Genomic DNA, 24,722 nt, shown 5'->3' on the forward strand with positions numbered 1-24,722 from the left:
GGAAGTGGTGAAACCCGCCTGCCAAACGGGCCGTCCGGTTGACGGCCGTTTGACAGCGGGACGATGTACCCGTTCTCCTTGGTGCCATGCCAGCGATCCGCTCGTTCAGCCCGGCCCGCCACCGCGGGGCCCTTCGCGCTGCCCGGGCCCGCTGTCGCTGTTGCCGTCGTTGAGGTCCTGGGTCGAGGTTCCGAGGCTCCCCGGGCTCTGAGGTCTCCCGAGTCCTGAGGTCCACCGGCCTCCGGCGTTTCCGAGGCGCACCGAGTCGCCGGGACGGCCGGGACCGGCGGTGGCCGGCCGGTTGCGCGGGAGCACCCTTCCGCCGCGGTCTTCCGCCCCCTCCTCCCTCCCGCCTCCCCTTCCCGGCCCCGGTGCCTCCCCGGGCTCCGCCCTTCCCCGCTCCGACCGCGCCCCAGAGGAACTCCCCACCGTGAACAGTGACGTCGAGATCGCCGGCGACCCGCTCGCCGTCCCCCACCTCCTGCCGCCCGTCCCCGAACACCCCTCCACCGTCGCCGGGTTCGCCGGCCTCGCCCGTACGATCGCCGCCGACCGCACCGCATGGGCCCCACTGGTGCGGTACGACGCCACCACCCGCTGGTACCACCGGCTGCGCACCGGGCCCGGCTACGAGGTCTGGCTGCTGAGCTGGGTGCCGGGCCAGGGCAGCGGACCGCACGGCCACGGCCCCTCCTCCGGGGTCCTCACCGTCCTGGACGGCGAGCTGACCGAGCGGACCGCGAGCGGGGAGCGCGCGCTGCGCGCCGGCGCGCAGCGGGTGTTCGCGCCCGGTTACGTCCACGAGGTCGTCAACGACACCCTCGAGCCGGCCGTCAGCCTGCACGTGTACTTCCCCGGCCTCACCGAGATGCCGATGCACGCCCCGCACGCCGTCTCGTGCGCTCCGGCGCGGCGGGGCGTCAGCCCGGCCCCGGACGCGCCCCGCAGCCCGCTGCCGGGCTGACGCCCCGGCCGGGCAGACCGGCTCCGGACTGAGAGACTGTCCGCATGCAGCGCATTGTGGTTCTGGCCGGGGGCATCGGTGGTGCCCGCTTCCTGCGTGGACTGAAGGAGGCCGCACCCGACGCCGAGATCACGGTCGTCGGCAACACCGGCGACGACATCCACCTGTTCGGCCTCAAGGTCTGCCCGGACCTCGACACGGTGATGTACACCCTGGGAGGCGGCATCCACGAGGAGCAGGGCTGGGGCCGCGCGGACGAGACCTTCACCGTGAAGGAGGAGCTGGCGGCGTACGGCGTCGGCCCCGACTGGTTCGGTCTGGGCGACCGCGACTTCGCCACCCACATCGTGCGCACCCAGATGATCGGCGCCGGCTATCCGCTCAGCGCCGTCACCGAGGCGCTGTGCGCGCGCTGGCGTCCGGGGGTGCGGCTGCTGCCGATGACCGACGACCGGGTCGAGACCCATGTGGTGATCGAGGCCGAGGACGGCGGCCGCAAGGCCGTGCACTTCCAGGAGTACTGGGTGCGGCTGCGGGCCTCGGTGCCCGCGCAGGCGGTGATCCCGGTGGGCGCCGAGCAGGCCAAGCCGGCTCCGGGCGTGCTGGAGGCCCTCGCGGAGGCGGACGTGGTCCTCTTCCCGCCGTCCAATCCGGTGGTCAGCATCGGCACCATCCTCGCCGTGCCCGGCATCCGCGAGGCGATCGCCGACGCCGGGGTGCCGGTGGTCGGCCTGTCCCCCGTCATCGGGGGCGCCCCGGTGCGCGGGATGGCCGACAGGATGCTGGCCGCCATCGGTGTGGAGACCACGGCCGAGGCGGTGGCCGGGCACTACGGGTCCGGGCTGCTGGACGGCTGGCTGGTGGACACCGCCGACTCCGGCGCGGTGCCCGGGGTGGAGGCGGCGGGCATCCGCTGCCGGGCCGTGCCGCTGCTGATGACGGACGTCGGGGCCACCGCCCGGATGGCGCGCGAGGCGCTCGCCCTCGCCGGGGAGGTGCGGATGTGACCGGCGCGGACACGCCCCCGGCGTACCGGGTGTGGGCACTGCCGGGGATTCCCGAGGTGCGGTCCGGCGACGACCTGGTGAAGCTGATCGCGGACGCGGCCACCGCCCCGGGTCTGCCCGGTCTGGCCCACGGCGACGTGCTGGTGGTGACGTCGAAGATCGTCAGCAAGGCCGAGGGACGGGTGGTCGAGGCCGCCGACCGGGAGGCCGCGATCGACGCCGAGACCGTACGGGTGGTCGCCCGGCGCGGTCCGGCGCGGATCGTCGAGAGCCGGCACGGCTTCGTGATGGCGGCCGCCGGGGTGGACGCCTCCAACACCCCGGCCGGGACGGTGCTGCTGCTGCCCGAGGACCCGGACGCCTCCGCGCGCCGGATCCGCGCGGGCCTGCGGGAGCTGCTGGGCGTGACGGTGGGGGTCGTGGTCACCGACACCTTCGGGCGGCCGTGGCGCACGGGGCAGACCGATGTCGCGATCGGCGCCGCCGGGGTCCGGGTCCTTCAGGACCTGCGCGGCGGCACCGACATGTACGGCAACCCGCTGGGCGTGACGGTCACGGCCGTCGGCGACGAACTGGCCGGGGCCGGGGAGCTGGTGAAGGGCAAGGCCGACGGACTGCCGGTCGCGGTGGTGCGGGGCCTGCCGCAGCACGTGCTGTGGGACTCCCCCGAGGCGGGGGCCGACGGCGAGGGCGGGGAGAACGAGGCGAGCGGGGAGAACGCGGAGACCGGAGCCCGGGCGCTGGTCCGCGCGGCGGCCGACGACATGTTCCGCCTGGGCGCCTCCGAGGCCGTACGGGAGGCGGTGACGCTGCGGCGCACCGTGCGGGAGTTCACCGGCGAGCCGGTGGACGGTGCGGCGGTGCGGCGGGCGGTGGCCGCGGCGGTCACGGCCCCGGCGCCGCACCACACGACGCCGTGGCGCTTCGTCCTGCTGGAGTCGGCCGCCTCGCGCACCCGGCTGCTGGACGCCATGCGGGAGGCGTGGATCGCCGATCTGCGCGCCGACGGGAAGAGCGAGGAGAGCGTCACGAAGCGGGTCCGGCGCGGGGACGTGCTGCGGAACGCGCCGTATCTGGTGGTGCCGTGCCTGGTGACCGAGGGGGCGCACGACTACCCGGACGCGCGGCGCTCTGCCGCCGAGCGCGAGATGTTCGTGGTCGCGGCCGGGGCCGGGGTGCAGAATCTGCTGGTCGCCCTGGCGGGCGAGGGGCTGGGGTCGGCGTGGGTGTCGTCCACCATGTTCTGCCGCGACGTGGTGCGCGAGGTGCTGGACCTGCCCGGCGGCTGGGATCCGATGGGCGCGGTGGCCGTGGGCCGTCCCGCCGCCCCGCCGAAGGCGCGCCCGCCGCGGCCGGCGGAGGACTTCACCGTCGTCCGCTGACACGCGGCTTCGGGAGCGGAAGCGGTCACAGGCGTGCGATGTCACCGCGTGGGAAGCGCGGCGCGCGGCGGGGCGGGGTGCGGCCGGTGGCCAGGATCAGCCGTGTGGCGCGGTGGCGCTGGCCCGCGTAAGGGGCGAGCAGTTCCAGCATCCGCGCGTCGTCACCGCCGCGTTCGCCGGTGAGCGCGTGGACCACGATCCCCGGCAGGTGCAGGTCGCCGACCGTCACCGCGTCCGCCGCGCCGCTGACGCGCTGGAGGGTCTCGGCCGCCGTCCACGGGCCGATGCCGGGGATCGCCGTCAGACGGGCCACCGCCGCGGCCGGGTCCATGCGCGCGGCCTCCTCCATGCGCCGGGCGCGCGCCACCGCGCGCAGGATCGCCGAGGAGCGCATGTCGTCCACCCCGGCCCGGTGCCACTCCCAGGAGGGGATCAGCGCCCAGGTGCGCGGCCCGGGCATCACGTACATGTGCTCCGGCAGCCGGCCGGGCGGGCCCGGCGCGGGCTCGCCGTGGCGGCGCAGCAGCAGCCGCCAGGCGCGGTACGCCTCGTCCGTGGTGACCTTCTGCTCCAGGATCGAGGGGATCAGCGACTCCAGGACCAGTCCGGTGCGCACCAGCCGCAGTCCGGGGTGGCGGCGGTGCGCCTCCGCCACGAGCCGGTGACGGGGGACGAAGGCCGACGGGTCGTCGCCGGCGCCGAGCAGCGCCGGGAGGCGGTCGAGGATCCACTCGGCGCCCGGCCCCCACGCCTCGCCCACCACCTCGCCCGCGCCCGCGTCCGGCGCGACGCACAGTGTGGCCGGGCCCAGGGGGGTGCGAGTGGCCCGCCAGACCGCGCCGCCGGCCACCCGGTAGGCGGGGTCGTACGGGCCGCGCCGGAGCACCCGCAGATTGCGGCGCAGGTCGTGCGGACCGAACGGCCGCGGCGGGGACCAGCGGCGGACGGCGGGGGCGGGACCGGGGCAGGGACCGGACACGGGGCAGGGGCCGTCGGGGCTGCCGGGATCGTCGGGATCGGAGTCGGTCACGGTTCGGCGCTCCGGGTCAGCGGTCGGAGGAGAAGCGGACCGAGCCCGCCTCCAGGCGGGCGCCGCACCACACCCGGATGCCGTCGCGCAGTTCGTTGTCCTCGCCCACGACCGCACCGTCTCCGATGACCGCGCCCTCCAACACCGTACGCGCCCCTATGCGCGCCCCCGTGCCGATGAGCGAGTCGCGCACCACGGCGCCCGGCCCGACGACGGCGCCGTCCAGCACCGTGCTGCCGTGCACCCGGGCCCCCTCAGCGATCACCGCGCCCGCGCCGACCGCCGTACCGCCGGACAGCTTGGCTCCGGGGGCCACCTCCGCGCCGTCCAGCACCAGCCACTCGCCGCGGCGTCCGGGCACGGCCGGGGAGGGTGCGCGGCCGAGCACCAGATCGGCCGAGCCGCGGACGAAGGCCTGCGGGGTGCCGAGGTCGAGCCAGTAGGTGGAGTCGACCATGCCCCGCAGCCGGGCGCCTTCGGCGAGCAGCCCGGGGAAGGTCTCGCGCTCGACGGAGACCGGGCGGCCGGCGGGGATGGTGTCGATCACGGACCGGTCGAAGACGTACGCGCCCGCGTTGATCTGGTCGGTGACGATCTCCTCGGGAGTCTGCGGCTTCTCCAGGAAGGCGGTGACCCGGCCGTCGGCGTCGGTGGGGACCAGGCCGAAGGCGCGCGGGTCCGCGACCCTCGTCAGATGGAGGGAGACGTCGGCGCCGGAGGATGTGTGGGTCTCCACCAGGGTGCGGATGTCGAGGCCGGTGAGGATGTCGCCGTTGAAGACCAGCACCGGGTCGCCGGGGCCGCAGTGGAGCCGGGAGGCGACGTTGCGGATGGCCCCGCCGGTGCCCAGCGGCTCCTCCTCGGTGACGTACTCCAGGTGGAGCCCCAGGTCCGACCCGTCGCCGAAGTACGGCTCGAAGACCTCGGCGAGGTAGGAGGTGGCGAGTACGACGTGCTCCACCCCGGCCGCGCGGGCACGGGCCAACTGGTGGGTGAGGAAGGGAACTCCCGCCGCCGGGACCATGGGCTTGGGGGTGTGGACCGTCAGCGGCCGCAGCCGGGTTCCCCTGCCCCCGACGAGGAGGATCGCTTCTGTCACCGGTTCTTCTCTGCTTCCTGCTGGGGACCGTGCCTGGTGGCCGGGCCAGTGTAGGCGGCCCGGCCGGCACGGTCCCCGGTGCGGCGGTCCGCCGACCCGGGGACGCGCCGGCGGCGCGTACGGCGCGGGGCCGAAGTCGCCCACCGCTGTCTGCCGCTACCTGCCCTGCAGCCGGGCCGCGGTGGCCCTGATGGTGCCCAGCCTGGAGTAGAGCCGGTCGCCCGGGCAGCCGGTGACATAGCCGTCCCGGTGCCCGGAGACGGTGCGGAGCCTGACGGTGGTGCCCTTGCGGTACTTGCCGCCGCCGGACGTCATGGCGGCGGTGCCGCGCGGGTCGACGCCGTGCAGGCCCAGCTTCCAGGCGACGAGCTTGGAGACGGCGTTCACCGCGGCCCCGGAGGGGTTGGTGCTGTTGTACGAGCCGAGGACGGCGATACCGGTGCTGTTGTGGTTGAAGCCGTAGGTGTGGGCCCCCATCACAGGGTTGGCCACACCGCCCGCGCGGCCCTCGTAGATCTTCCCGCACTTGTCGACGAAGAAGTTGTAGCCCACGTCCCGCCAGCCGTTGCTCTGGACGTGGTAGCGGTAGATGCCCCGGATGATGGAGGCGGACTGGCCGCACGAGTAGTTGTTGCTCATCGCCGTGTGGTGGACGAAGGCCATCTTGACCGTCTTGGTGTAGAGGAACGGTCCGCGCAGCCGCTCGTCGGCCCCCCACCCTCTGCGGGTGACGATGCCGGGGCGGGGGCCGATGGGGGCGTCGGCCCCGGCCTTCAACTGCTCGGTCTGCTCGACCTGGCCGGCCTGCCCGGGGGTCCGTACCGCGAGCAGGTCCTCGCCGGCCTCCTGCCGGTCCAGGGCCGGGATCTCCAGGGCTCCGGCCGGTGCGAGCGCGGAGTTCGCCTCGCCCGCGGGGCTCTCCTTCCCGGTCCCGGCGGCGGGGTCGTCGCCGGGGTTGACCAGATCCAGGCGCAGCCCCTCGGGCAGCCGGTGCGTTCCGGAGGCGTCCTCCTCCGGCAGGACACGGGCCTGTACGCCGTTGGAGTCGCCCACCCACAGCGGTGCCGTCGCTCCGCGCACCTGGTCCCCGCGGGACTCGGCCGAGTCGGGGTCGGGCCGGTCGGCGTGGGTCTCCAGGTCCTGCCAGGACGACCACTCTCCGGTGGCCGCGGACTTGGTGCGCACCTGGATCCGGCCGTGCAGCTCCTCCTCCGGGTCGTCCCAGACCACGCCGAGCAGCGAGAAGGGTTCGACCTCGCGGGCCGGGAGGCCGAGGGACACCGAGTCGGAGGAGCCGGGCGGGGTGGTCGTGGGCGGCGGGGTGAGGGGGACGAGCGGCAGCGACTGGGTGCTGCCGGGCAGCCGGGGGGCCGCCACGGACTCGGAGACGGGTGCGGGGGCCGCGGAGGCGCTGCCTGCCAGGCCGCCGGGCACGGTCAGCGGCAGCACCGCGGCCGCTGCGCACGCGACGCCGATCGATGACGCAATGAATGCACGCATAAATCTGATATTGGACACAGGGGATATGGCTGTCTAACGGGGAGCTGACGCCCGGTCGCCCTGAGTTGTGCTCACCGGGCACCGAAAGCACCCCCGTTCCGCCGCCTCCGGGCGGCGGCCCGCGTACCCTGGCGCCGATGAACACCACCGATCGCACCCCTGCCGACCTGCTGCGATCCGCGCTCGCCGCGGACGCCGCCCGCCCGCTGGTGACCTTCTACGACGACGCCACCGGCGAGCGCGTCGAACTCTCCGTCGCCACCCTCGCCAATTGGGTGGCGAAGACGGCCAACCTCCTGCAGGGCGAACTGTCCGCGGAGCCCGGCGACCGGCTCGCGCTGCTGCTGCCCGCCCACTGGCAGACCGCGGTCTGGCTGCTGGCCTGCTCCTCCACCGGAGTCGTCGCCGAGCTGCCCGCCGACACCGCGGACACGACCGGCGCGGACTCGGCCTCCTCCCTCGCCGCGGCCGCCGACCTCGTCGTCAGCGGCCCGGACACCCTGGAGGCGGCCCGCGCCTGCACCGGCGAGCGCATCGCGCTCAGCCTGCGCCCCCTGGGCGGCCGTTTCCCCCGGCCGCCCGAGGGCTTCACCGACTACGCCGTCGAGGTGCCGGGCCAGGGCGACCACTTCGCCCCCTTCTCCCCCGTCGCCCCGGACGCGCCCGCACTGGTCGTCGGCGGCCAGGAGCTGACCGGGGCGCAGGTCGTCGAACGCGCCCGCGCCGACGCCGGGGCGCGCGGACTCGGCCCCGGCGCACGCCTGCTGTCGGGACTGCCGTACGGCACCTGGGAGGGGCTGTCCGCAGGCCTGTTCGCCCCGCTGGCCGCCGGAGGCTCGGTCGTGCTCTGCCGCCACCTGGACCGTCTGGACGCGGCGGGGCTGGAGGAGCGCGGGCGGAGCGAGCGCATCACCCACACGGCCGACTGACCCGCCGTCGGCGCACCCGCCCGCCCCGGTCCGGCATTCATCCCACAACCGAACACATCCCCCCGGTCTCCGGTCGCGCGGAGGTTTTCCCTCCCTCCGGTACAACCACCGGCCCCTCTCGGAGGTCTGTACAGAAGACCGGCGACCGCACGGCTGTGCGCGCAATCGCCGCCGACCGCTGAGGGATGAACACATACGTGACCGAACCCGAGGACGCGCAGCAGACCGGCCTCCCCCACCCGCCGTCCCGGCCGCACCGCCGGTGGCTGCGCTGGGCCGCGCTGGGCGCGTCGCTCGCCGTACTCGCGGCGGGCGGCGCGGCCTGGTTCCTCTACAACAGACTCGACGGCAACATCCGCACTGACACGGAGGCCGTCGAGCAGTTGCGGCGCTTCGAGCGGGAGCGCCCCGCCGCGGTCGTGCACGAGGCGAAGAACATCCTGCTCATCGGCTCCGACGACCGCAGTGGCGACAACGGCAGGTACGGGCGGGACAGCGGCACCCAGCGCTCCGACACCACGATCCTGCTCCACCTGTCCGCCGACCGCTCCAGCGCCACCGGGGTGTCGATACCGCGTGACCTGATGGTGGACATACCCGAGTGCTCCCGGCCCGACGGCACGGCCGCCGGGCCTCTGTTCGCGCAGTTCAACTGGGCTTATGAGATGGGCGGGGCGGCCTGCACGATCCGCACCGTCGAGAACCTGACCGGCATCCGCGTGGACCACCATCTGATCGTGGACTTCACCGGCTTCGAGAAGCTGGTGGACGCGGTCGGCGGCGTCGAGGTGTGTCTGGCCGAGCCCGTGAACGACCCCGAGGCGCACCTCGTTCTGGACGCCGGGCCCCAGCGGCTCGACGGCGAGCAGGCCCTCGGCTACGTACGCGCCCGCAAGGGCATCGGCGACGGCAGCGACACCCAGCGGATGGAGCGGCAGCAGGAGTTCCTGGCCACCATGCTGCGCCAGGTGCGCGAGGACGGGCTCCTGACCGATCCGGCCGAGCTCTACCGGGTGCTGGACGCGGCGACGTCGTCGCTCACGGCCGACCCCGGGCTGGATTCCCTCTCCGAGCTGTACGACCTGATCAGCGGCGTCCGCGGCATGCCCGAGGAGCGGGTGCGGTTCATGACCGCGCCCCGGCGGCCGTACACCTACGACCCCAACCGCGACGAGCTGGTGCAGCCTGACGCGGACCTGCTGTTCGAGGCGCTGCGCGAGGACCGGCCGGTGCCGGAGGAAGGGCGGCGCCCTTCCGGATCCCCCTCCACCGGGCCGCTGACCGGGCCGTCCGCCGGGGCCGGGGTCCCCGCGTCGGATGCCGGCGCCGAGGCACCGGAGCCGAGTGGTTCGCCCACCGGCTCACCGTCCGGTTCGCCGTCCGCCGGGGAGTCCGCGGACGACACGGCAGGGGGCCCGTGCGGATGAGCGCGGGCGCTCCGGAACGCGGGAGAACGCGAGAGAAACAGCACAGGGAACCGCCCAAGGGATTGGAATGAAATGTCCGCTTGAGGAAGAAAGTAACCTGCCTGCGGGGGTGCTTGACACCGGGCCGCGGCAGATAGTGTGAGCAATCCGGTGCGCTCGCCCATGAACGCTGCGCACCACCGGAGACCGACCGAGCGCCTTGATGCCTGGCAGGGAAGGCGCTGCGTGGCACGACGGAGGACTCAGGCAACCGTGGACGCGCAAAGCCGTGGGCGGGCGGGTGACATCGATCCCGCAGACCAGTGGGTGTTCGACCCGGAGACGGGCGACTACAAGCTGCGACCGGCGGCCCCCGCTGCGCGACCGTCCCCCTCTTCCCGCCCGTCCTCGCCGGCCGGCGGCCCGTCGCCCCGCGCCGGCCGTCGGCAGGTCCCGCCGAACGGCGAGGTGCCCCGGCAGCGCAGACGGCGTCCGGAGGACGGCGGTACGCCGAAGGACGGCGCGGCGGACGCCGAGAAGCCGGCCGGACGGGCCGCGGCGCGCAAGGCGGCCGGCGGCCGGGCGGCCGCGCGCCAGGCAGCCGGTGGCAGGGCGGCCGCCCGGCGCAAGGCCAGGCCGAAGAAGTCCACGAAGAAGAAGGCACTGCTGTGGACGGGCGGTGTGACGGCCTTCATGATCACCGGCACCGCGGTCGGTGCCTACCTCGCCTACGAGCACTTCAACAGCAACATCAACACCGTCGACGTCGGTGACGCCGCCGAGGGCGGCTTCGGCAGTGACGGTCCGCTCAACATCCTGCTGATCGGCACCGACAAGCGCACCGGCGAGGGCAACAAGGGCTACGGAGACAAGAACAGCCCTGGCCACGCCGACACCACGTTCCTCTTCCATGTCTCGGCGGACCGCACCAACGCCACCGTGATGAGCATCCCCCGGGACCTGAAGACCGACATCCCCGACTGCCCCACCAAGCAGGAGGACGGCACCACCGAGGTCATCCCGGGTGAGCAGAACGTCCGTTTCAACGTCAGCCTCGGCCAGGCGGGCCGGGACCCGGGCTGCACCATGCGCACCGTCAAGGAGATGACCGGGCTGGACGTCCACCACTTCATGATGGCGGACTTCAACGCCGTCAAGACCCTGACCACCGCGGTCGGCGGCGTTCCGGTCTGCCTGGAGAAACCGGTCGACGACCCCAAGTCCCACCTCAAACTCCCCGCCGGCGAGAGCGTCGTCGAGGGCGAGCAGGCCCTGGCCTTCGTCCGCACCCGCGGCAGCTTCGGGAACAAGGGCGACCTGGACCGCATCAAAGTCCAGCAGCAGTTCCTGAGTTCGATGATCCGCCAGTTCAAGTCGAACGACACCCTCACCGACCCGGGCAAGCTGTGGGACCTGGCCAACGCGGCCACCAAGGCGCTCACCGTCGACACCGGCATAGGCACCATCAAGAAGCTGAGCGCCCTGGGCAGGGAGCTCAGCGGCATCAAGACCAAGAACATCTCCTTCCTGACGGTCCCGGTGGTCGACAACCCAGCGGAGAAGGTCAAGTCCACGGTCGTCCTCAACCAGTCCAAGGCCCCCCAGGTCTTCGCGATGCTGCGGGAGGACGTGTCCTTCACCGAGGTGGAGAAGAAGGAGAAGGCCGCCAAGGACAAGGCGAAGAAGGAGCAGGAGGCGCTGCTCGAGGGCGAGCGGGCCGCGGCCTCCGACGTACGTGTGGAGATCCTCAACGGCGGGGAGATCGCCGGGGCCGCGCAGACGACGCTGACCTGGCTGCAGAACACCCAGAGCGTGCTGAAGTCCAGCAACGGCGGCAACGCGCCCGAGCAGCTCGACAGAACGACCCTGGAGTACGGGCCCAACCAGGCCGACCAGGCCCGCAAGCTCGCCGACATCATGGGTCTGCCCGCCTCGGCCCTGAAGCCCGGCTCCGTGGACGCCGGGCCGATGGAGCCGATGGTCCTGACGCTCGGCGCCGACTTCAAGGAGGCCGGCGTTCCCATCGCCGCCCCGGCGAAGGCTCCGGAGGACCTCGGGAAGGTAGAGGCCGACAAGAAGATATGCGCCAAGTGAATCCCGCGCGCCGCTTCCGCGCACGGGCCGAGTCGTAGGGAGAAGGCCCGTTGGGGCAGCGCACCGCAGGGGGGAGAGGCGCGCACGAACGCGCCCCTCGGCCGGAGGACTTCGGCTGGAACGACAGTATGTACAACGAGCCGGACTCATCCGGGGAACCGGAGGGATCCGTGAGGTCCGGGCAGAGCCGGGAAGGCGGGGAGGGCGGGGAGGGCGGGGAGGGCGGGGCCGGCGGCCCCGGGGACACGGCGCCCGCGTCCGGCGGGCCGGGCCACCGCGCCGGTGGCCCGAGGCGGCGGGCAGGCCGCGGCAGACGGGTGCTGCGCTGGACGGCGCTCTCCCTGGCCGTGCTGATACTCGGCACGGCGGGTGCCGGCTACCTCTACTACGAGCACCTCAACGGCAACCTCACCAAGAAGCCCCTCACCCTCGGCGACAACCAGCTCAAACACCGGCAGAACGCGGAGGGCCGCACCCCCCTCAACATCCTGCTGCTGGGCTCCGACAGCCGTAACTCCGAGCGGAACCTCGAACTCGGCGGCTCCCGGAGAGACGTGGGGCGCAAGCCGCTGGCCGACGTCCAGATGCTGCTGCACCTCTCGGCCGACCGCGACAGCCTCTCGGTGCTCAGCATCCCCCGGGACACCAAGGTGACCATCCCCGAGTGCACCGACCCAGAGGACGAGTCGGTCCACCCGCAGAGCACCGGAAAGATCAACTCCAGTCTCCAGTACGGCGGACCGGGCTGCACGGTCGCCACCTGGATGGAGCTGACCGGCATCCCCATCGACCACTTCATGATGATCGACTTCGCGGGTGTGGTGGACATGGCCGACGCGGTGGGCGGCGTCCCGGTCTGCGTGGACGCCAACATCCACGACAGCAGGTCCGGTCTGCGCCTGGAGAAGGGCGAGACCACCGTACGCGGCGAGCAGGCCCTGCAGTGGCTGCGCACCCGGCACGGTTTCGGGGACGGCACGGACATCGGCCGGGCGCGGGCCCAGCACATGTACATGAACTCGATGGTGCGCCAGCTCAAGGCGGGCACCAAGCTCACCGACCCGGGCAAGCTCAGGTCGCTCGCCGAGGCCGCCACCAAGGCACTCACCGTCGACGACGGCATCGAGGGCGTCAAGGACCTCTACGACCTGGGCAACGAACTCAAGCAGGTCCCCACCGAGCGGATCACCATGGTCACCATGCCGTGGGAGTACTCCGACGGCGGCAGCTATGTGGTGCCCAAGCCCGGCGACGCCGAGAAGGTCTTCTCCCTCATCCGGGACGACATCGCCCTCGACGGCAAGGACGAGAAGCCGAAGAAGGAGAAGAAGACCTCCGACCCCGCCGCTCCGGCCGACGAGATCCCGGTACAGGTCCGCAACGGCACCCGCACCGTCACCCTCGGCCCCGTCAACGGCCGCGCGGGCGTCATCACCGAGGAGCTGCGGCGGCTCGGCTTCACCCAGGCCGGGACCGACCCCGAGGAGGCCCCCCAGGCCGACACCACCGTGTCGTACCCGAGCGAGGACCTGCGCGGTGACGCCCTGGCCGTGGCCAAGGCCCTGGGCCTGCCCGAGCGTTCCGTACGCCAGTCCGCCGGCGTCGAACAGGTCACCGTGGTGATCGGCGCCGACTGGCGGGAGGGGAACGCCTACCCCGAGCAGCCCGCCCCCGAGGAGGACGACGAGCGCGGAGCCCCCGAGAGCGCGAACGCGCTCAACGGCGACGAGAAGAAGTGCATGAACGTCAACCCCGCCCACACCTGGTGATCCGTTCCTCCGTTCCCCCTCCCGCCCCGACGAGGCGGGAGGGGGAACGGAGGAACGGGAACGGGCCGCGCCCCCGGGGAACGGGGGCGCGGCCCGTGGCGTGTGCGGCGGTCCCCGGTCAGCCGCCGGCCGTCACCGGCTCCCGGCGGCCGGCCTTCACCTTCTCCGCCAGCTTCCGAGGGCTCGTCAGAAAGCCCCAGCCCCAGGACATGTGCATGGTGGCCAGCGCCAGCGGGATGCGCACCCGCGCCCCGAACGGCAGCCCCTTCCCCGCCGGGACCGATCCCGCGGTGATGGCCGCCAGGTAGCCGCCCGGGACGGCCAGGGCCCACGGCGTGACCAGCGCGCCCGCCACCACCCCCGCCCCGATGGCCAGCACGGCCGCCGGCGGCGCCAGGTAGCGCAGGTTGATCGAGCCCGAGTGGTAGCGGGCCACCACGTGCCGCCAGCGGCCGTAGTTGCGGTACTGCTTGGCCAGCGCGCGGACGCTGGGCCGGGGGCGGTAGGAGACCAGCAGTTCCGGCGAGAACCAGATCAGCCCGCCGTCCTGGCGGATGCGGAAGTTCAGCTCCCAGTCCTGCGCCCGGATGAACTCCTCGTTGTAGCCGCCCTGCCGCTCCAGCACCTCGCGGCGGAAGACGCCCAGGTAGACCGTCTCGGCCTCGCCCGCCCCGCCGCCGGTGTGGAAGGCAGCGTTCCCCACCCCGATCCTGGAGGTCATGGCGGCGGCCACGGCCTTCTCCCAGTCGTTCTCGCCCTCGGCGTGCATGATGCCGCCGACGTTGGCCGCGCCGGTCTCCTCCAGCAGCCGCACGGCGGTCGCGATGTAGTTCGGCGAGAGCATCCCGTGCCCGTCCACCCGCACCACGACCGGGTGGCGGGAGGCCGCGATGGCCGCGTTGAGACCGGCGGGGGTGCGGCCGGTGGGGTTGGGCACGGTGCGCACCCGCGGGTCCTCGCGGACCAGCTCGGCGGCGATGGAGTCGGTGCGGTCCCCGGAGGGGCCGAGCGCGATCACGACCTCCAGCTCACCGGCGTAGTCCTGCTCCAGGATGTGCCGCACCGAGCTGCGCAGATGACGCTCCTCGTTGAGCACCGGCATGATCACGGAGACCGCGGGCGGCGCCGCGGCCGGGGAGGTGGGTTCGACAGGAGAGCTCACCGGGTCACGGTACCGCGATCGGGTGACCCGCCCGCACGGCAGCCGGGTGGCCGCGGGCGGCGGGCGGCGTGGGACCGGCGGTCGGTAGATCGTATGGGCCTATGTTGGCCGCTTCCTGGCCCCCACCGCCACGGAGGTGCTTCCCCGATGCCCGCACGGTCCCGTCAGCGCGGTCGCCACGCCCGTCCCCGGCCGAAGCGGCGGGGTCCGTCCCGCTGGGGCTTCCGGGCGGCCACCGCCGTCTCGGTGATGGTGCTGATGGCCGGCGGCATCGGCCACGCGCTGGTCTCCGGGCTGGACGGCCGGCTGAAGCGGGTGGACCCCTTCCACGGGCTCAGCCACCGCCCCCAGAGCGGCGACGGCCTCAACTTCCTGGTCGTCGGCACCGACGGGCGCGACACCGTCACCGAGGAGGAGCGGCGGCGGTACTCCCTGGGCGGGACGCCCTGCAACTGCACCGACACGCTCATGCTGGTGCACCTGTCCGCCGACCGCGACCGGGCCAGCGTGGTGAGCATCCCCCGCGACTCGTACACCGAGTTCCCCCCGCACACCGATCCCGCCACCGGCGAGCTCCGCACCGGCCGCACCGGGAAGATCAACGCCGCCTACTCGCTCGGCGGCCCGCACCTGACCGTCCGCACCGTCGAGAAGATGACGGGGGTGCGCGTCGACCACTACCTGGAGGTCGACTTCACCAGCTTCATGCGGACCGTCGACGCCCTGGGCGGCGTCCCGGTGTGCACCACCCGGCCGCTGACCGACAGCCGCAGCGGCCTCGACCTGCCCGCCGGCACCACCCGGCTCGACGGCGGCCGGGCCCTGCAGTACGTCCGCGCCCGGCACGTGGACGCCGAGGGGGACCTCGGCCGCATCAGGCGCCAGCAGCGCTTCCTGGCCTCCGTGATCGACGAGGCGACCGGGAGCGGCGTGCTGACCGACCCGGCCCGGCTGCGCCGGGTCGCCTCGGCGCTCCTGGGCTCGGTGCGCGCCGACCGGGACTTCGGCGCCCACGAACTGCTGACCCTGGGGCGGGCGATGCGCGGCTTCACCGCGGCCTCCTCGGAGTTCGCCTCGGTGCCCCTGGAGGACCCCGACCACAGCGTGCCCGGCATCGGCTCCACCGTGACCTGGGACGAGGAGAAGGCCGGGAAGCTGTTCGCGGCGCTGCGCCGGGACCGGCCGCTGTCGCCCGGCGCCGCGGCGGGCACGGGAGACGGCACGGGGCGGCACGGGACGGGGCGGCACGGGACGGGGCACGGGACGGGGCACGGGACGGGGCCCGACGGCAAGAACCTCGACGAGGAACCGGGCGCGGCGGCGCGTCCCTCCGGCCCCCTCCCGGTCCGGGTGGACCCGGGCAGGATCCGGGTGCAGATCGAGAACGGCACACCGATCGCCGCCCTCGGGGCGCGGGTGGACCGCGAGCTGCGCGCCATCGGCTTCGACACCACCGGCACTCCGCGCGGCGCGGAGAAGCAGGACGTACGGCACACGGTCATCCGCCACGACCCCGAGTGGGACCGCTCGGCGCGTGCCCTGGCCACCGCGCTGCCCGGCGCGGAGCTGGAGGAGGTCGAGGGGCAGGGACGGGTGATGGAGGTCGTGCTGGGCTCCGACCACCGCGAGGTGCTGCGGGTGCGCCACGTTCCCGAGTCCTCCGCGTCTCCGGCGCCGGACTCCAAGGAGGCCAAGGAGGCCAAGGAGGCCAGGGAGGCGGAGAAGGCCAAGAAGGCGGGGGAGGCAGGGGAGTCCGCGCGCCCGGAGGACGAGGGCGCGGACGGAAAGGCGGTCACGGGCGACGAGGTCGTCTGCCCGTGACCGCGGGGCCGGGCCGTACGGCCCTCAGTCCTCGGTCATGCCCTCGGCCGCCCGCCGGTCGCGCAGCTCCTTGATGGCGCGGCGCCTGGCGAGCCGGTGCGTACGCCGGATCTGCGCCTCCTGCCAACGCCGCTTGTCGCGCTCGGACTCGGGAACCACCGGCGGTACGGGACGCGGCCGGCCGTTCTCGTCGACCGCGGTGAACACCAGATAGGCGGAGGCGACCTGGGTGGCGGGCGTGGACTCGTTCCACCGCTCGGCCAGCACCCGCACGCCGACCTCCATCGAGGACCGGCCGGTCCAGTTCACCTGGGCCTTCACATGCACCAGGTCACCCACCCGGACCGGCTCCAGGAAGACCATCTCGTCCATCGACGCCGTGACCGCCGGCCCCCCTGAGTGCCGTCCGGCGACCGCGCCCGCCGCGTCGTCGACCAGCTTCATGATCACACCGCCGTGGACGGTGCCGAGGAGGTTGGTGTCGTTCCCCGTCATGATGTGGGACAGGGTGGTGCGGGACGCCGCGGTGGGCTTGCCCGGCAGTTCGTGCGGGGTGGCCTGGGCCTGAGTGGTCATGCTTCCACCCTAAGCCGCCCGTCACGGGCGGAACGGCACGGCCCGGTGTGATCCCGTACGCTCCCCGCCGGATCCGCCCCGCAATGCATCAGCTCTGCAACAGCCGCGCTTCTGTTCCGCTCCCCTGTCTATGGCACGCCCGGTCCGGGAGGGCACACTGCCTCCCATGACTGACTGGCCCAACAGCGGCGGCGTCGGCCCGCGCCCGGTTCCCAACCGCGCCGTACCGACGACCGGATACGGCAACGACCCCGGCGGCGGCTCCGGTTACGGCGGACAGGCGAGCTACGACTCCGGCTACAACACGGGCCAGGTCTACGCCGGTTCCGGTTACGCGGGCGGCGGCCCGGCCGGACCCGCCGGGCCCGGATACGGCGACGCGAGACCCGCGCCGGACTGGGGCCGCCGGGTCAAGGCGGGGCTCGTCACACTGCTCGTCGTGCTGCTGGTGTGGTCGGTCGGCACGTACTTCTGGGCAGACTCCAAGCTGCGCCGGGAGGTCGACCTGAGCACGGTCGTGGACCGGCCCGAGAAGGGCGAGGGCACCACCTACCTCATAGTCGGCTCCGACAGCCGCGAAGGGCTGTCGGACGAGGAGCGCAAGGAGCTGCGCACCGGTTCGGCGGAGGGCAAGCGCACCGACTCCATGATCATCCTGCATGTGGGTCCCGAGGGGAACACGATGGTCTCCCTGCCGCGCGACTCCTGGGTCACCATCCCCGAGTTCAAGGGCTCCGAGAGCGGCAAGACCTTCCCCTCCCCCGGCGCGCGCAAGCTCAACGCCGCCTACGCCATGGACGGCGCCACCCTGCTGGTCCGCACCGTCGAGTACAACACCGGCCTGCGCATAGACCACTACGCGGAGATCGGCTTCGGCGGCTTCGCCTCCATCGTGGACGCCCTCGGCGGCGTGGAGATGGACATCCCCCGCGACATCAAGGACAAGAACTCCGGCGCCGACTTCAAGAAGGGCCGCCAGACCCTCGACGGGGCCCAGGCCCTGGCCTTCGTCCGCAACCGCTACGAGGCCGGCAGCGACCTGGAGCGCACCAAGAACCAGCAGAAGTTCCTCTCCGCCCTGGCGAACCAGGCGGCCACCCCCTCGACGGTCATCAACCCCTTCAGGCTCTACCCGACGCTGGGCGCCGGCCTGGACACCCTGATCGTGGACGAGGACATGGGCCTGTTCGACCTCGCCTCGATGTTCTGGGCCATGAAGGGCGTCTCGGGCGGCGAGGGCACCTCGATGAACATGCCGATAGCGGGCTCCGCGCCGCAGGGCTCGCTCAAGTGGGACATGACCAGGGTCAAGCAGCTCGTCGGGCAGCTGAACAACGGCGAGAAGGTCACCGTCCGCGCCGACTGAACCCGCCCGCGCGGGGAACACCGACACCATGGCCATGTGAACGTGTGGGCTCCCGGACCGTCCGGTCCGGGAGCCCACACGCGTTCTCCCGGGCGCGCCGCCCGGGCAAGGCGCCTTACGGCAGGTTGCGGGCCATCACGATCCGCTGCACCTGGTTCGTGCCCTCGTAGATCTGCGTGATCTTGGCGTCGCGCATCATGCGCTCGACCGGGTAGTCGCGGGTGTAGCCGTAGCCGCCCAGCAGCTGGACGGCGTCCGTGGTGATCTCCATGGCGGCGTCGGAGGCGTAGCACTTGGCGGCGGCACCGTAGAAGGTCAGGTCCTCGGCCCTGCCGTCGGCGCCGAGGCTGACGCGCTCGGAGCGGGCGGCGGCGGCGTAGGTGAGCTGGCGGGCGGCCTCCAGCTTCATCGCCATGTCGGCGAGCATGAACTGCACGCCCTGGAAGTCGCCGATCGGCTTGCCGAACTGCTTGCGCTCGGCGACGTAGCCCTTGGCGTAGTCCAGTGCGCCCTGGGCGATGCCGAGGGCCTGGGCCGCGATGGTGATGCGGGTGTGGTCCAGGGTCTTCATCGCGGTGGCGAAGCCGGTGCCCTCCTCGCCGATCATGCGGTCGGCGGGAATGCGGACGTTGTCGAAGTAGACCTCGCGGGTCGGGGAGCCCTTGATGCCGAGCTTCTTCTCCGGGGCGCCGAAGGAGACTCCCTCGTCGCCCTTCTCCACCACGAAGGCCGAGATGCCCTTGGAGCGCTTCTCCGGGTCGGTGACGGCCATCACGGTGTAGTACTCGCTGACGCCGGCGTTGGTGATCCAGCGCTTGACGCCGTTGAGAACCCAGAAGTCCCCGTCGCGCACGGCGCGGGTCTTCATGCCCGCGGCGTCCGAGCCGGCCTCCGGCTCGGAGAGGCAGTAGGAGAACATCGCGTCGCCCTTGGCCAGCGGGGCGAGGTACTTGCTCTTGATCTCCTCGGAGCCGGACAGGATCACCGGGAGGGAGCCGAGCTTGTTGACGGCCGGGATCAGGGAGGACGAGGCGCAGACGCGGGCGACCTCCTCGATCACGATGACGGTCGCGAGCGCGTCGGCGCCCGCGCCGCCGTAGGACTCGGGTACGTGGACGGCGTGCAGGTCGTTGCCGACCAGCGCGTCCAGGGCCTCCTGCGGGAAGCGGCCCTGCTCGTCCACCTCGGCCGCGAAGGGCGCGATCTTCGCCTCGGCGAGCGAGCGCACCGATTCACGGAGCATGTCGTGCTCCTCCGACGGACGGTAGAGGTCGAAGTCGGTCGATCCCGCCACGGTGTCTCACTCCCTGATCGCACTGCTGCTAACTACCGTTAAGTAACACAATTCTAGTGGTCCGCCGTCGCCGCGGATACATGAGTTTGCCGACACCGGCCCCGCGCACCGGCCCCCGCACACCGTCGCGCACGACCGTCCCCCGCACCGCTCCGCACCGCCCGGGGACTGCCCCGCCCGCCCCGGCGGTGGCCGGATATGCTCGCGGGCAGCATCTCGCCCGTATCCCAGGAGCAGTCCATGGCCCTCAGAATCACCGTGATCGGCACCGGCTACCTCGGCGCGACGCACGCCGCGGCCATGGCCGAGCTGGGCTTCGAGGTGCTGGGCCTGGACGTGGTGCCGGAGAAGATCGAGGCCCTGGCCGAGGGGCGGGCCCCGATGTACGAGCCCGGGCTGGAGGAGCTGCTGCGCCGCCATGTCTCCGGGGTGGAGGGCTCGACCGGGCGGCTGCGCTTCACCACCTCCTGGGAGGAGGTGGGCGCGTTCGGGGACGTCCACTTCGTCTGTGTGAACACCCCCCAGAAGCAGGGCGAGTACGCCTGCGACATGTCCCATGTGGACAGCGCGGTGGACTCCCTGGCCCCGCACCTGACGCGGCCCGCCCTGGTGGTGGGCAAGTCCACGGTGCCGGTGGGCAGCGCGGACCGGCTGGCGAGGCGGCTGGCGGAGCTGGCCCCGGCGGGCGGGGCGGCGGAGCTGGCCTGGAACCCGGAGTTCCTGCGCGAGGGGTTCGCCGTCGAGGACACCCTGCGCCCGGACCGCATCGTGGTGGGGGTGCGCTCGGCACGCGCGGAGGAGCTGCTGCGCGAGGTGTACGCCAAGCCGGTGGCCGAGGGCTCGCCGTTCGTCGTCGCCGACTTCCCGACGGCGGAGCTGGTGAAGACCGCCGCGAACTCCTTCCTGGCCACCAAGATCTCGTTCATCAACGCCATGGCCGAGGTCTGCGAGGCGGCCGGCGGCGACGTGGTGAAGCTGGCGGAGGCCATCGGGTACGACGACCGGATCGGGCGGAAGTTCCTGCGCGCCGGGATCGGCTTCGGCGGCGGCTGCCTGCCCAAGGACATCCGCGCGTTCATGGCGCGGGCGGGCGAGCTGGGCGCCGACCAGGCGCTGACGTTCCTGCGCGAGGTGGACTCGATCAACATGCGCCGCCGCTCCCACATGGTGGAGCTGGCCCGCGAGACGGTGGGCGGCACCTTCCTGGGGCAGCGCGTGGCGGTGCTGGGGGCGACCTTCAAGCCGGACTCCGACGACGTACGGGACTCCCCGGCGCTGAACGTCGCCGGCCAGATCCATCTGCAGGGCGGGCAGGTGACGGTCTACGACCCCAAGGGCATGGAGAACGCCCGGCGGGTCTTCCCCACCCTCGGCTACGCGGGCAGCGCGCCGGACGCGGTCCGCGGGGCGGACGTGGTCCTGCACCTGACGGAGTGGCGCGAGTTCCGGGAGCTCGACCCGGAGGCGCTGGGCCAGGCCGTGGCGCACAAGCGCATCCTGGACGGCCGCAACACCCTCGACCCGGCCCTGTGGCGCAAGGCCGGCTGGTCCTTCCGCGCGCTGGGCCGGCCGGCGGCGTAGGTCCCGCCCCCGCTTCGCCGGTCCCGGGCGGGCGGGGCCGGGTGCCGTCGGCCACTGCGGTGCGCGCTCCCGGCCGGAGTCGTCGACAGGTGACGGGCCGGGTAGCAGAAGCAGTGATCCGCGACACAGGAGGGAAGAGCACCATGGCCATCACCGCACTGCGGGACGTCGTCGTACTGGACTGCCCCGAGCCGGGGAAGCTCGCCGACTTCTACGCACGGCTGCTGGGCGGGAGGACCGAGGGCGAGGGCCGGTGGGTGGAGGTGACGTTCGACTCGGGCTCCCTGAAGGGCCGGACGTTCGCCTTCCAGGAGGCGCGCGGGTACGTGCCGCCGCAGTGGCCGAGCGCCGAGCGGTCGCAGCAGTTCCACCTCGACTTCTACGTGCCCCGCGAGGAGTTGGACGCGGCCGAGCGGGAGGCTCTGGAGCTGGGGGCCGAACTCCTCCGGGGTGACGGGGGCGAGCGCGACTTCCGCGTCTACCGCGACCCGGCCGGGCACCCCTTCTGCCTCTGCGTCGATTGACCCGGCCGCCCGCGGGGCGCTGAGGTGCGAGGGGCGGGGCAGGGCACACCGGTGAGCGGGACGCGCGGCGGAGAAGGAACCGAAAAGAGGCGGGCGGGGCAGGGGAGTGAACTCCCCTGCCCCGCCCGCCTCATGACCGGCTCCGGGCCCGTGTCCGGCCCGGAGGCCGGACCCGGGCGGCCGGGTCGGTGAGGGTCGGGACCCTCAGATGCTGACGCCGTTGGCCCGCAGGTAGGCCAGCGGGTTGATGTCCGAGCCGTAGCCGGGGGCGGTACGGATCTCGAAGTGCAGGTGCGGGCCGGTGCTGTTGCCGGTGGAGCCGACGGCGCCGATCTGCTGGCCGGCGCTGACCGACTGGCCGGCGCTGACCGACAGCGAGGACAGGTGGCCGTACTGGCTGTACCGGCCGTCCTCGTGGCGGATGACGATCTGGTTGCCGTAGGCACCGCCCCAGCCGGCGGAGACCACGGTGCCGTTGGTGACGGCCTTCACCGGGGTGCCGGAGGCGGCGGCGAAGTCCTCACCGGTGTGGCCGTTGGACCAGCGGGCGCCCGAGGCCTTGTAGGAGCCGGACGGGGCGGCGTTCACCGGGGCGGTGTAGCCGGTGACCGCACCGCGGTCGCTGCGGTCGGCACGCTCGGCCGACTGCCGCACGGGCTCGGTCTTCTCGGCCGGCTTGGCCTTCTCGGCCTTCGGGGCCGGAGCGGCCTTCTCGGCCTTGGGAGCCGGCTTGGCCTCGGGCTTGGCCGCGGCCTTCTGCTGGGCGGCGGCACCGCCCAGGGTGAGCTCCTGGCCCGGGAAGATCATGTTCGGGTTGTCGCCGATGACCTGGCGGTTGTCCTCGTAGATGCGCTCCCAGCCGCCCTGGACACCCTGGGCGTCGGCGATCTTGAAGAGGGTGTCGCCGCCGACGACCTCGTAGGAGGTGCCCTTGCCGGCGCCGTGGTCGTGGCTGTGGCCGTGGGCGCGCTCACCGCGGTCCGCGCGCTGCGGCGCGGCCTCGGGCTCGCTCTTCTCCCGCTTCGGCTCGGGCTTGCTCTCGGGCTTGGACTCCGCCTTCGGAGCGGCGGCCGGGGCCTGCTCCTTCTGCTCGGTCGGGTTGCTCCCCCCGTCGGGGGAGACGGCCGGGGCGGGGCCGCCCTTGGTCAGGCCGGCCTTGACCGAGCACACGGGCCAGGCGCCCGGGCCCTGTCCCGCCAGCACCTTCTCGGCGACGGCGATCTGCTGGTCCTTGGTGGCGAGGTCGGCACGCGGCGCGTACTGGGTGCCTCCGAAGGCGGCCCAGGTGCTCTGCGTGAACTGCAGGCCGCCGTAGAAGCCGTTGCCGGTGTTGATGGACCAGTTGCCCGTGCTCTCGCACTGGGCGACCTTGTCCCAGGTGTCGACGGAGGCGGCGTTGGCCCCGCCGGCGGTCACCAGGGGAAGGGCCATACCGGCGCCGCCCACGGAGATGGCCAGCGACAGGCGGGTGAGACGGCTGTTGCGCATACGACGGTGACGTCCGCGTGCGGACATAGGTGTGCTCCTTCTCCTACGCCTGCGAGGTGAGCTGTCGGGTTCGGGCTGGAGTTGCCCGGCCATGTGCGCCGCGGCGTGTGCCGCGACATGGCTTCACCCCAAGCCGTCCCGTACGGGCCCTGGGCCCGGGACGGCGACTTACCTTGGGTCCCCCGCTCCTGCCATCGGGTGGTGTGGATGGTCCAGCCCGCCGCCGTTGACAGGATTCGGCGTTCGACAGCGGGCCGCCGCACATTCGTACGGCACGGCCAGAACGGTAGACATATCGTTTCCGCCGATACAAGCCGATGGGTCACAGGACGCCCGTTTCGAAGGCTTTGATGATCGTCCGATCATCACTGTCCGCTGTGTTCACCTCTCGAAGAGTGGCGGATCCCCGCCCTGACGTCGTGTCACCTCCCGCCACTGCCAGGAGCTATGACACAGAAAGGCCCTCCCCGGTACGCAGAGCGACGTACCGGGGAGGGCCGGCTCGTGAGTTGAATCACGAGGAGGTCGAGGGACTACCCGTCGAGCTGTCCGATGGTGGCGATGGACGGGCCGCGCCTGGTCCGCTCGTGGCGGGCGACCGTCTCCGCGTCGCGCAGCACGCGCACCGCGTTCCCCCAGGTGAGCTTGGCGAGGTCGGCCTCGGACCAGCGGCGGTCCAGCAACTCGGCCACCAGGTGCGGATATCCGGACACATCGCTCAGATCGGACGGGGTGAAGGCCGTGCCGTCGAAGTCGCCGCCGATGCCGATGTGGTCGATGCCCGCGACCTCGCGCATGTGGTCCAGGTGGTCGGCGACCGTCGCCGCCGTGGCGACCGGGCGCGGATTGGCCTCCTCGTAGGCGCGCTGGACCGCCAGGCCCCTCTCCGTGCCGTCCAGGGGGTGGAGGCCGTGGGCGCGCATGTTCTCGTCGGCGGCCTCGGTCCAGGCGACGGCGGCGGGCAGCACGAACTTCGGCACGAATGTGGCCATCGCCACACCGCCGTTGACCGGAAGCCGCTCCAGCACGTCGTCGGGGATGTTGCGCGGGTGGTCGCACACCGCGCGGGCCGAGGAGTGCGAGAAGACCACCGGCGCCGTCGTCACGCGCAGGGCGTCGCGCATGGTGGCGGGCGCCACATGGGAGAGGTCCACCAGCATGCCCAGCCGGTTCATCTCCTTCACGACCTCCTCGCCGAAGCGGGTCAGGCCGTCGTGACGCGGGGCGTCGGTGGCCGAGTCCGCCCAGTCGATGGTGTCGTTGTGGGTGAGTGTCATGTAGCGCACACCCAGCCGGTACAGGGCTCGCAGTGTGGCCAGGGAGTTGTTGATGGAGTGACCGCCCTCGGCGCCCATCAGGGAGGCGATGCGGCCCTCGGCGCGGGCCGCCTCCATGTCGTCGGCGGTGAAGGCGAGCCTGAGGTCGGCCGGGTGGCGGTCGGCCAGCCGCCGCACCACGTCGATCTGCTCCAGGCAGGCGCTGACGGCGGCGTCGCCCGTCAGGTCGGTGCGCACGTAGACCGACCAGAACTGCGCGCCCACCCCGCCCGCGCGCAGCCGCGGGATGTCGGTGTGCAGATGGGCCGACTGGTCGCCGGCGATGTCGCGCCGGTCGAGGTCGTAGGCCACCTGCTCGCGCAGCGCCCACGGCAGGTCGTTGTGGCCGTCGGCGACGGGGTGGGCCTCCAGCAGCGCCCCGGCCCGGGCCAGCAGCTCGGCGGAGTGACCCAT

19 protein-coding genes and 1 riboswitch are annotated in these 24,722 nt (G+C 72.9%); of the genes, 11 read left to right on the forward strand and 8 right to left on the reverse strand.

Annotated elements, in window-relative coordinates:
* The first annotated feature begins 430 nt into the window (after nucleotides 1-430).
* Genes CUT83_RS28030 through CUT83_RS28040 form a run of 3 tightly spaced genes read left to right on the forward strand, consistent with a single transcriptional unit; the run spans nucleotide 431 to nucleotide 3,353 of the window.
* Complete coding sequence (locus tag CUT83_RS28030) at nucleotides 431-964, forward strand: cysteine dioxygenase (RefSeq protein ID WP_101258612.1); 534 nt, start codon at nucleotides 431-433, stop codon at nucleotides 962-964.
* Nucleotides 965-1,008: 44 nt separating this feature from the next.
* Nucleotides 1,009-1,971, forward strand: coding sequence for a 2-phospho-L-lactate transferase (cofD, locus tag CUT83_RS28035; protein ID WP_101258613.1), 963 nt, complete (start codon nucleotides 1,009-1,011; stop codon nucleotides 1,969-1,971).
* Nucleotides 1,968-3,353: a coenzyme F420-0:L-glutamate ligase gene (locus CUT83_RS28040; RefSeq protein ID WP_101258614.1), complete on the forward strand. Its 1,386-nt coding sequence runs from the start codon at nucleotides 1,968-1,970 to the stop codon at nucleotides 3,351-3,353. Before cofD ends, CUT83_RS28040 begins: the two co-directional genes overlap by 4 nt.
* A 25-nt stretch (nucleotides 3,354-3,378) precedes the next feature.
* On the opposite strand, the gene CUT83_RS28045 is transcribed toward CUT83_RS28040, so the two are convergent.
* The 3 genes from CUT83_RS28045 to CUT83_RS28055 form a co-directional block, all read right to left on the reverse strand.
* Nucleotides 3,379-4,332, reverse strand: a complete 954-nt coding sequence (locus CUT83_RS28045) for a DNA-3-methyladenine glycosylase family protein (RefSeq protein ID WP_101258860.1) — start codon at nucleotides 4,330-4,332, stop codon at nucleotides 3,379-3,381.
* Between the two features lie 67 nt (nucleotides 4,333-4,399).
* Nucleotides 4,400-5,482 carry a mannose-1-phosphate guanylyltransferase gene (gene manB / locus CUT83_RS28050; RefSeq protein ID WP_101258615.1) on the reverse strand — a complete coding sequence of 361 codons (1,083 nt, stop codon included), beginning with the start codon at nucleotides 5,480-5,482 and terminating at the stop codon, nucleotides 4,400-4,402.
* Between the two features lie 156 nt (nucleotides 5,483-5,638).
* The gene (locus CUT83_RS28055; protein ID WP_101258616.1) at nucleotides 5,639-6,982 is read right to left on the reverse strand and encodes a peptidoglycan recognition protein family protein; all 1,344 of its coding nucleotides are present in this window, start codon (nucleotides 6,980-6,982) and stop codon (nucleotides 5,639-5,641) included.
* Between the two features lie 137 nt (nucleotides 6,983-7,119).
* On the opposite strand from CUT83_RS28055, the gene CUT83_RS28060 reads away from it, so the two are divergent.
* The 4 genes from CUT83_RS28060 (at nucleotide 7,120) to CUT83_RS28075 (ending at nucleotide 13,180) form a co-directional block, all read left to right on the forward strand.
* A complete protein-coding gene (locus CUT83_RS28060; RefSeq protein WP_101258617.1) occupies nucleotides 7,120-7,911 on the forward strand; it encodes a TIGR03089 family protein in 792 nt (263 codons plus the stop codon).
* 185 nt (nucleotides 7,912-8,096) lie between these two features.
* Nucleotides 8,097-9,338 carry an LCP family glycopolymer transferase gene (locus CUT83_RS28065; protein WP_101258618.1) on the forward strand — a complete coding sequence of 414 codons (1,242 nt, stop codon included), beginning with the start codon at nucleotides 8,097-8,099 and terminating at the stop codon, nucleotides 9,336-9,338.
* 252 nt (nucleotides 9,339-9,590) lie between these two features.
* Nucleotides 9,591-11,411: an LCP family protein gene (locus CUT83_RS28070; RefSeq protein WP_101258619.1), complete on the forward strand. Its 1,821-nt coding sequence runs from the start codon at nucleotides 9,591-9,593 to the stop codon at nucleotides 11,409-11,411.
* Nucleotides 11,412-11,539: 128 nt separating this feature from the next.
* Entirely contained in the window at nucleotides 11,540-13,180 is a 1,641-nt protein-coding gene (locus tag CUT83_RS28075; RefSeq protein ID WP_101258620.1) for an LCP family protein, read from the forward strand.
* A gap of 118 nt (nucleotides 13,181-13,298) precedes the next feature.
* Here CUT83_RS28075 and CUT83_RS28080 read toward each other — a convergent pair whose 3' ends face one another.
* The gene (locus tag CUT83_RS28080; protein WP_439145014.1) at nucleotides 13,299-14,342 is read right to left on the reverse strand and encodes a glycosyltransferase family 2 protein; all 1,044 of its coding nucleotides are present in this window, start codon (nucleotides 14,340-14,342) and stop codon (nucleotides 13,299-13,301) included.
* A gap of 147 nt (nucleotides 14,343-14,489) precedes the next feature.
* Between CUT83_RS28080 and CUT83_RS28085 the strand changes: the two genes are divergently transcribed.
* Nucleotides 14,490-16,163: an LCP family protein gene (locus tag CUT83_RS28085; protein WP_101258621.1), complete on the forward strand. Its 1,674-nt coding sequence runs from the start codon at nucleotides 14,490-14,492 to the stop codon at nucleotides 16,161-16,163.
* A 24-nt stretch (nucleotides 16,164-16,187) separates the two neighbouring features.
* Here the strand turns inward: CUT83_RS28085 and CUT83_RS28090 are convergent, their stop codons facing one another.
* Nucleotides 16,188-16,739, reverse strand: coding sequence for an acyl-CoA thioesterase (locus CUT83_RS28090; RefSeq protein WP_101258622.1), 552 nt, complete (start codon nucleotides 16,737-16,739; stop codon nucleotides 16,188-16,190).
* A 166-nt stretch (nucleotides 16,740-16,905) separates the two neighbouring features.
* On the opposite strand from CUT83_RS28090, the gene CUT83_RS28095 reads away from it, so the two are divergent.
* Nucleotides 16,906-18,105, forward strand: coding sequence for an LCP family protein (locus CUT83_RS28095; protein ID WP_420882505.1), 1,200 nt, complete (start codon nucleotides 16,906-16,908; stop codon nucleotides 18,103-18,105).
* A gap of 115 nt (nucleotides 18,106-18,220) precedes the next feature.
* Here the strand turns inward: CUT83_RS28095 and CUT83_RS28100 are convergent, their stop codons facing one another.
* Nucleotides 18,221-19,399 (reverse strand): acyl-CoA dehydrogenase, encoded by a 1,179-nt coding sequence (locus tag CUT83_RS28100; protein WP_101258624.1) that lies wholly within the window; start codon nucleotides 19,397-19,399, stop codon nucleotides 18,221-18,223.
* Nucleotides 19,400-19,639: 240 nt separating this feature from the next.
* Here CUT83_RS28100 and CUT83_RS28105 point away from each other — a divergent pair, with 240 nt between their 5' ends.
* Nucleotides 19,640-20,980 (forward strand): UDP-glucose dehydrogenase family protein, encoded by a 1,341-nt coding sequence (locus tag CUT83_RS28105; RefSeq protein ID WP_101258625.1) that lies wholly within the window; start codon nucleotides 19,640-19,642, stop codon nucleotides 20,978-20,980.
* Between the two features lie 143 nt (nucleotides 20,981-21,123).
* The gene (locus CUT83_RS28110) at nucleotides 21,124-21,504 is read left to right on the forward strand and encodes a VOC family protein (protein ID WP_101258626.1); all 381 of its coding nucleotides are present in this window, start codon (nucleotides 21,124-21,126) and stop codon (nucleotides 21,502-21,504) included.
* 204 nt (nucleotides 21,505-21,708) lie between these two features.
* Here CUT83_RS28110 and CUT83_RS28115 read toward each other — a convergent pair whose 3' ends face one another.
* Together CUT83_RS28115 and CUT83_RS28120 are read right to left on the reverse strand one after the other, a co-directional pair.
* Entirely contained in the window at nucleotides 21,709-22,992 is a 1,284-nt protein-coding gene (locus CUT83_RS28115) for a transglycosylase family protein (protein WP_338154119.1), read from the reverse strand.
* 31 nt (nucleotides 22,993-23,023) lie between these two features.
* Nucleotides 23,024-23,241: riboswitch (cyclic di-AMP (ydaO/yuaA leader) on the reverse strand.
* Nucleotides 23,242-23,525: 284 nt separating this feature from the next.
* Nucleotides 23,526-24,722: a dipeptidase gene (locus CUT83_RS28120; protein WP_101258628.1), complete on the reverse strand. Its 1,197-nt coding sequence runs from the start codon at nucleotides 24,720-24,722 to the stop codon at nucleotides 23,526-23,528.

Origin of the sequence: Streptomyces barkulensis, from assembly GCF_002843305.1 — a bacterium.
Classification (GTDB): Bacteria; Actinomycetota; Actinomycetes; order Streptomycetales; family Streptomycetaceae; genus Streptomyces; species Streptomyces barkulensis.

Excerpts from the sequence above, each read along its gene's own strand:
- CUT83_RS28060 (WP_101258617.1), top strand. The coding sequence starts at position 7,120 with ATGAACACCACCGATCGCACCCCTGCCGACCTGCTGCGATCCGCGCTC.
- CUT83_RS28120 (WP_101258628.1), bottom strand. The coding sequence starts at position 24,722 with ATGGGTCACTCCGCCGAGCTGCTGGCCCGGGCCGGGGCGCTGCTGGAG.
- CUT83_RS28105 (WP_101258625.1), top strand. The coding sequence starts at position 19,640 with ATGGCCCTCAGAATCACCGTGATCGGCACCGGCTACCTCGGCGCGACG.
- CUT83_RS28085 (WP_101258621.1), top strand. The coding sequence starts at position 14,490 with ATGCCCGCACGGTCCCGTCAGCGCGGTCGCCACGCCCGTCCCCGGCCG.
- CUT83_RS28115 (WP_338154119.1), bottom strand. The coding sequence starts at position 22,992 with ATGCGCAACAGCCGTCTCACCCGCCTGTCGCTGGCCATCTCCGTGGGC.
- CUT83_RS28090 (WP_101258622.1), bottom strand. The coding sequence starts at position 16,739 with ATGACCACTCAGGCCCAGGCCACCCCGCACGAACTGCCGGGCAAGCCC.
- CUT83_RS28110 (WP_101258626.1), top strand. The coding sequence starts at position 21,124 with ATGGCCATCACCGCACTGCGGGACGTCGTCGTACTGGACTGCCCCGAG.
- CUT83_RS28055 (WP_101258616.1), bottom strand. The coding sequence starts at position 6,982 with ATGCGTGCATTCATTGCGTCATCGATCGGCGTCGCGTGCGCAGCGGCC.
- CUT83_RS28095 (WP_420882505.1), top strand. The coding sequence starts at position 16,906 with ATGACTGACTGGCCCAACAGCGGCGGCGTCGGCCCGCGCCCGGTTCCC.
- CUT83_RS28065 (WP_101258618.1), top strand. The coding sequence starts at position 8,097 with ATGAACACATACGTGACCGAACCCGAGGACGCGCAGCAGACCGGCCTC.
- cofD (WP_101258613.1), top strand. The coding sequence starts at position 1,009 with ATGCAGCGCATTGTGGTTCTGGCCGGGGGCATCGGTGGTGCCCGCTTC.
- CUT83_RS28075 (WP_101258620.1), top strand. The coding sequence starts at position 11,540 with ATGTACAACGAGCCGGACTCATCCGGGGAACCGGAGGGATCCGTGAGG.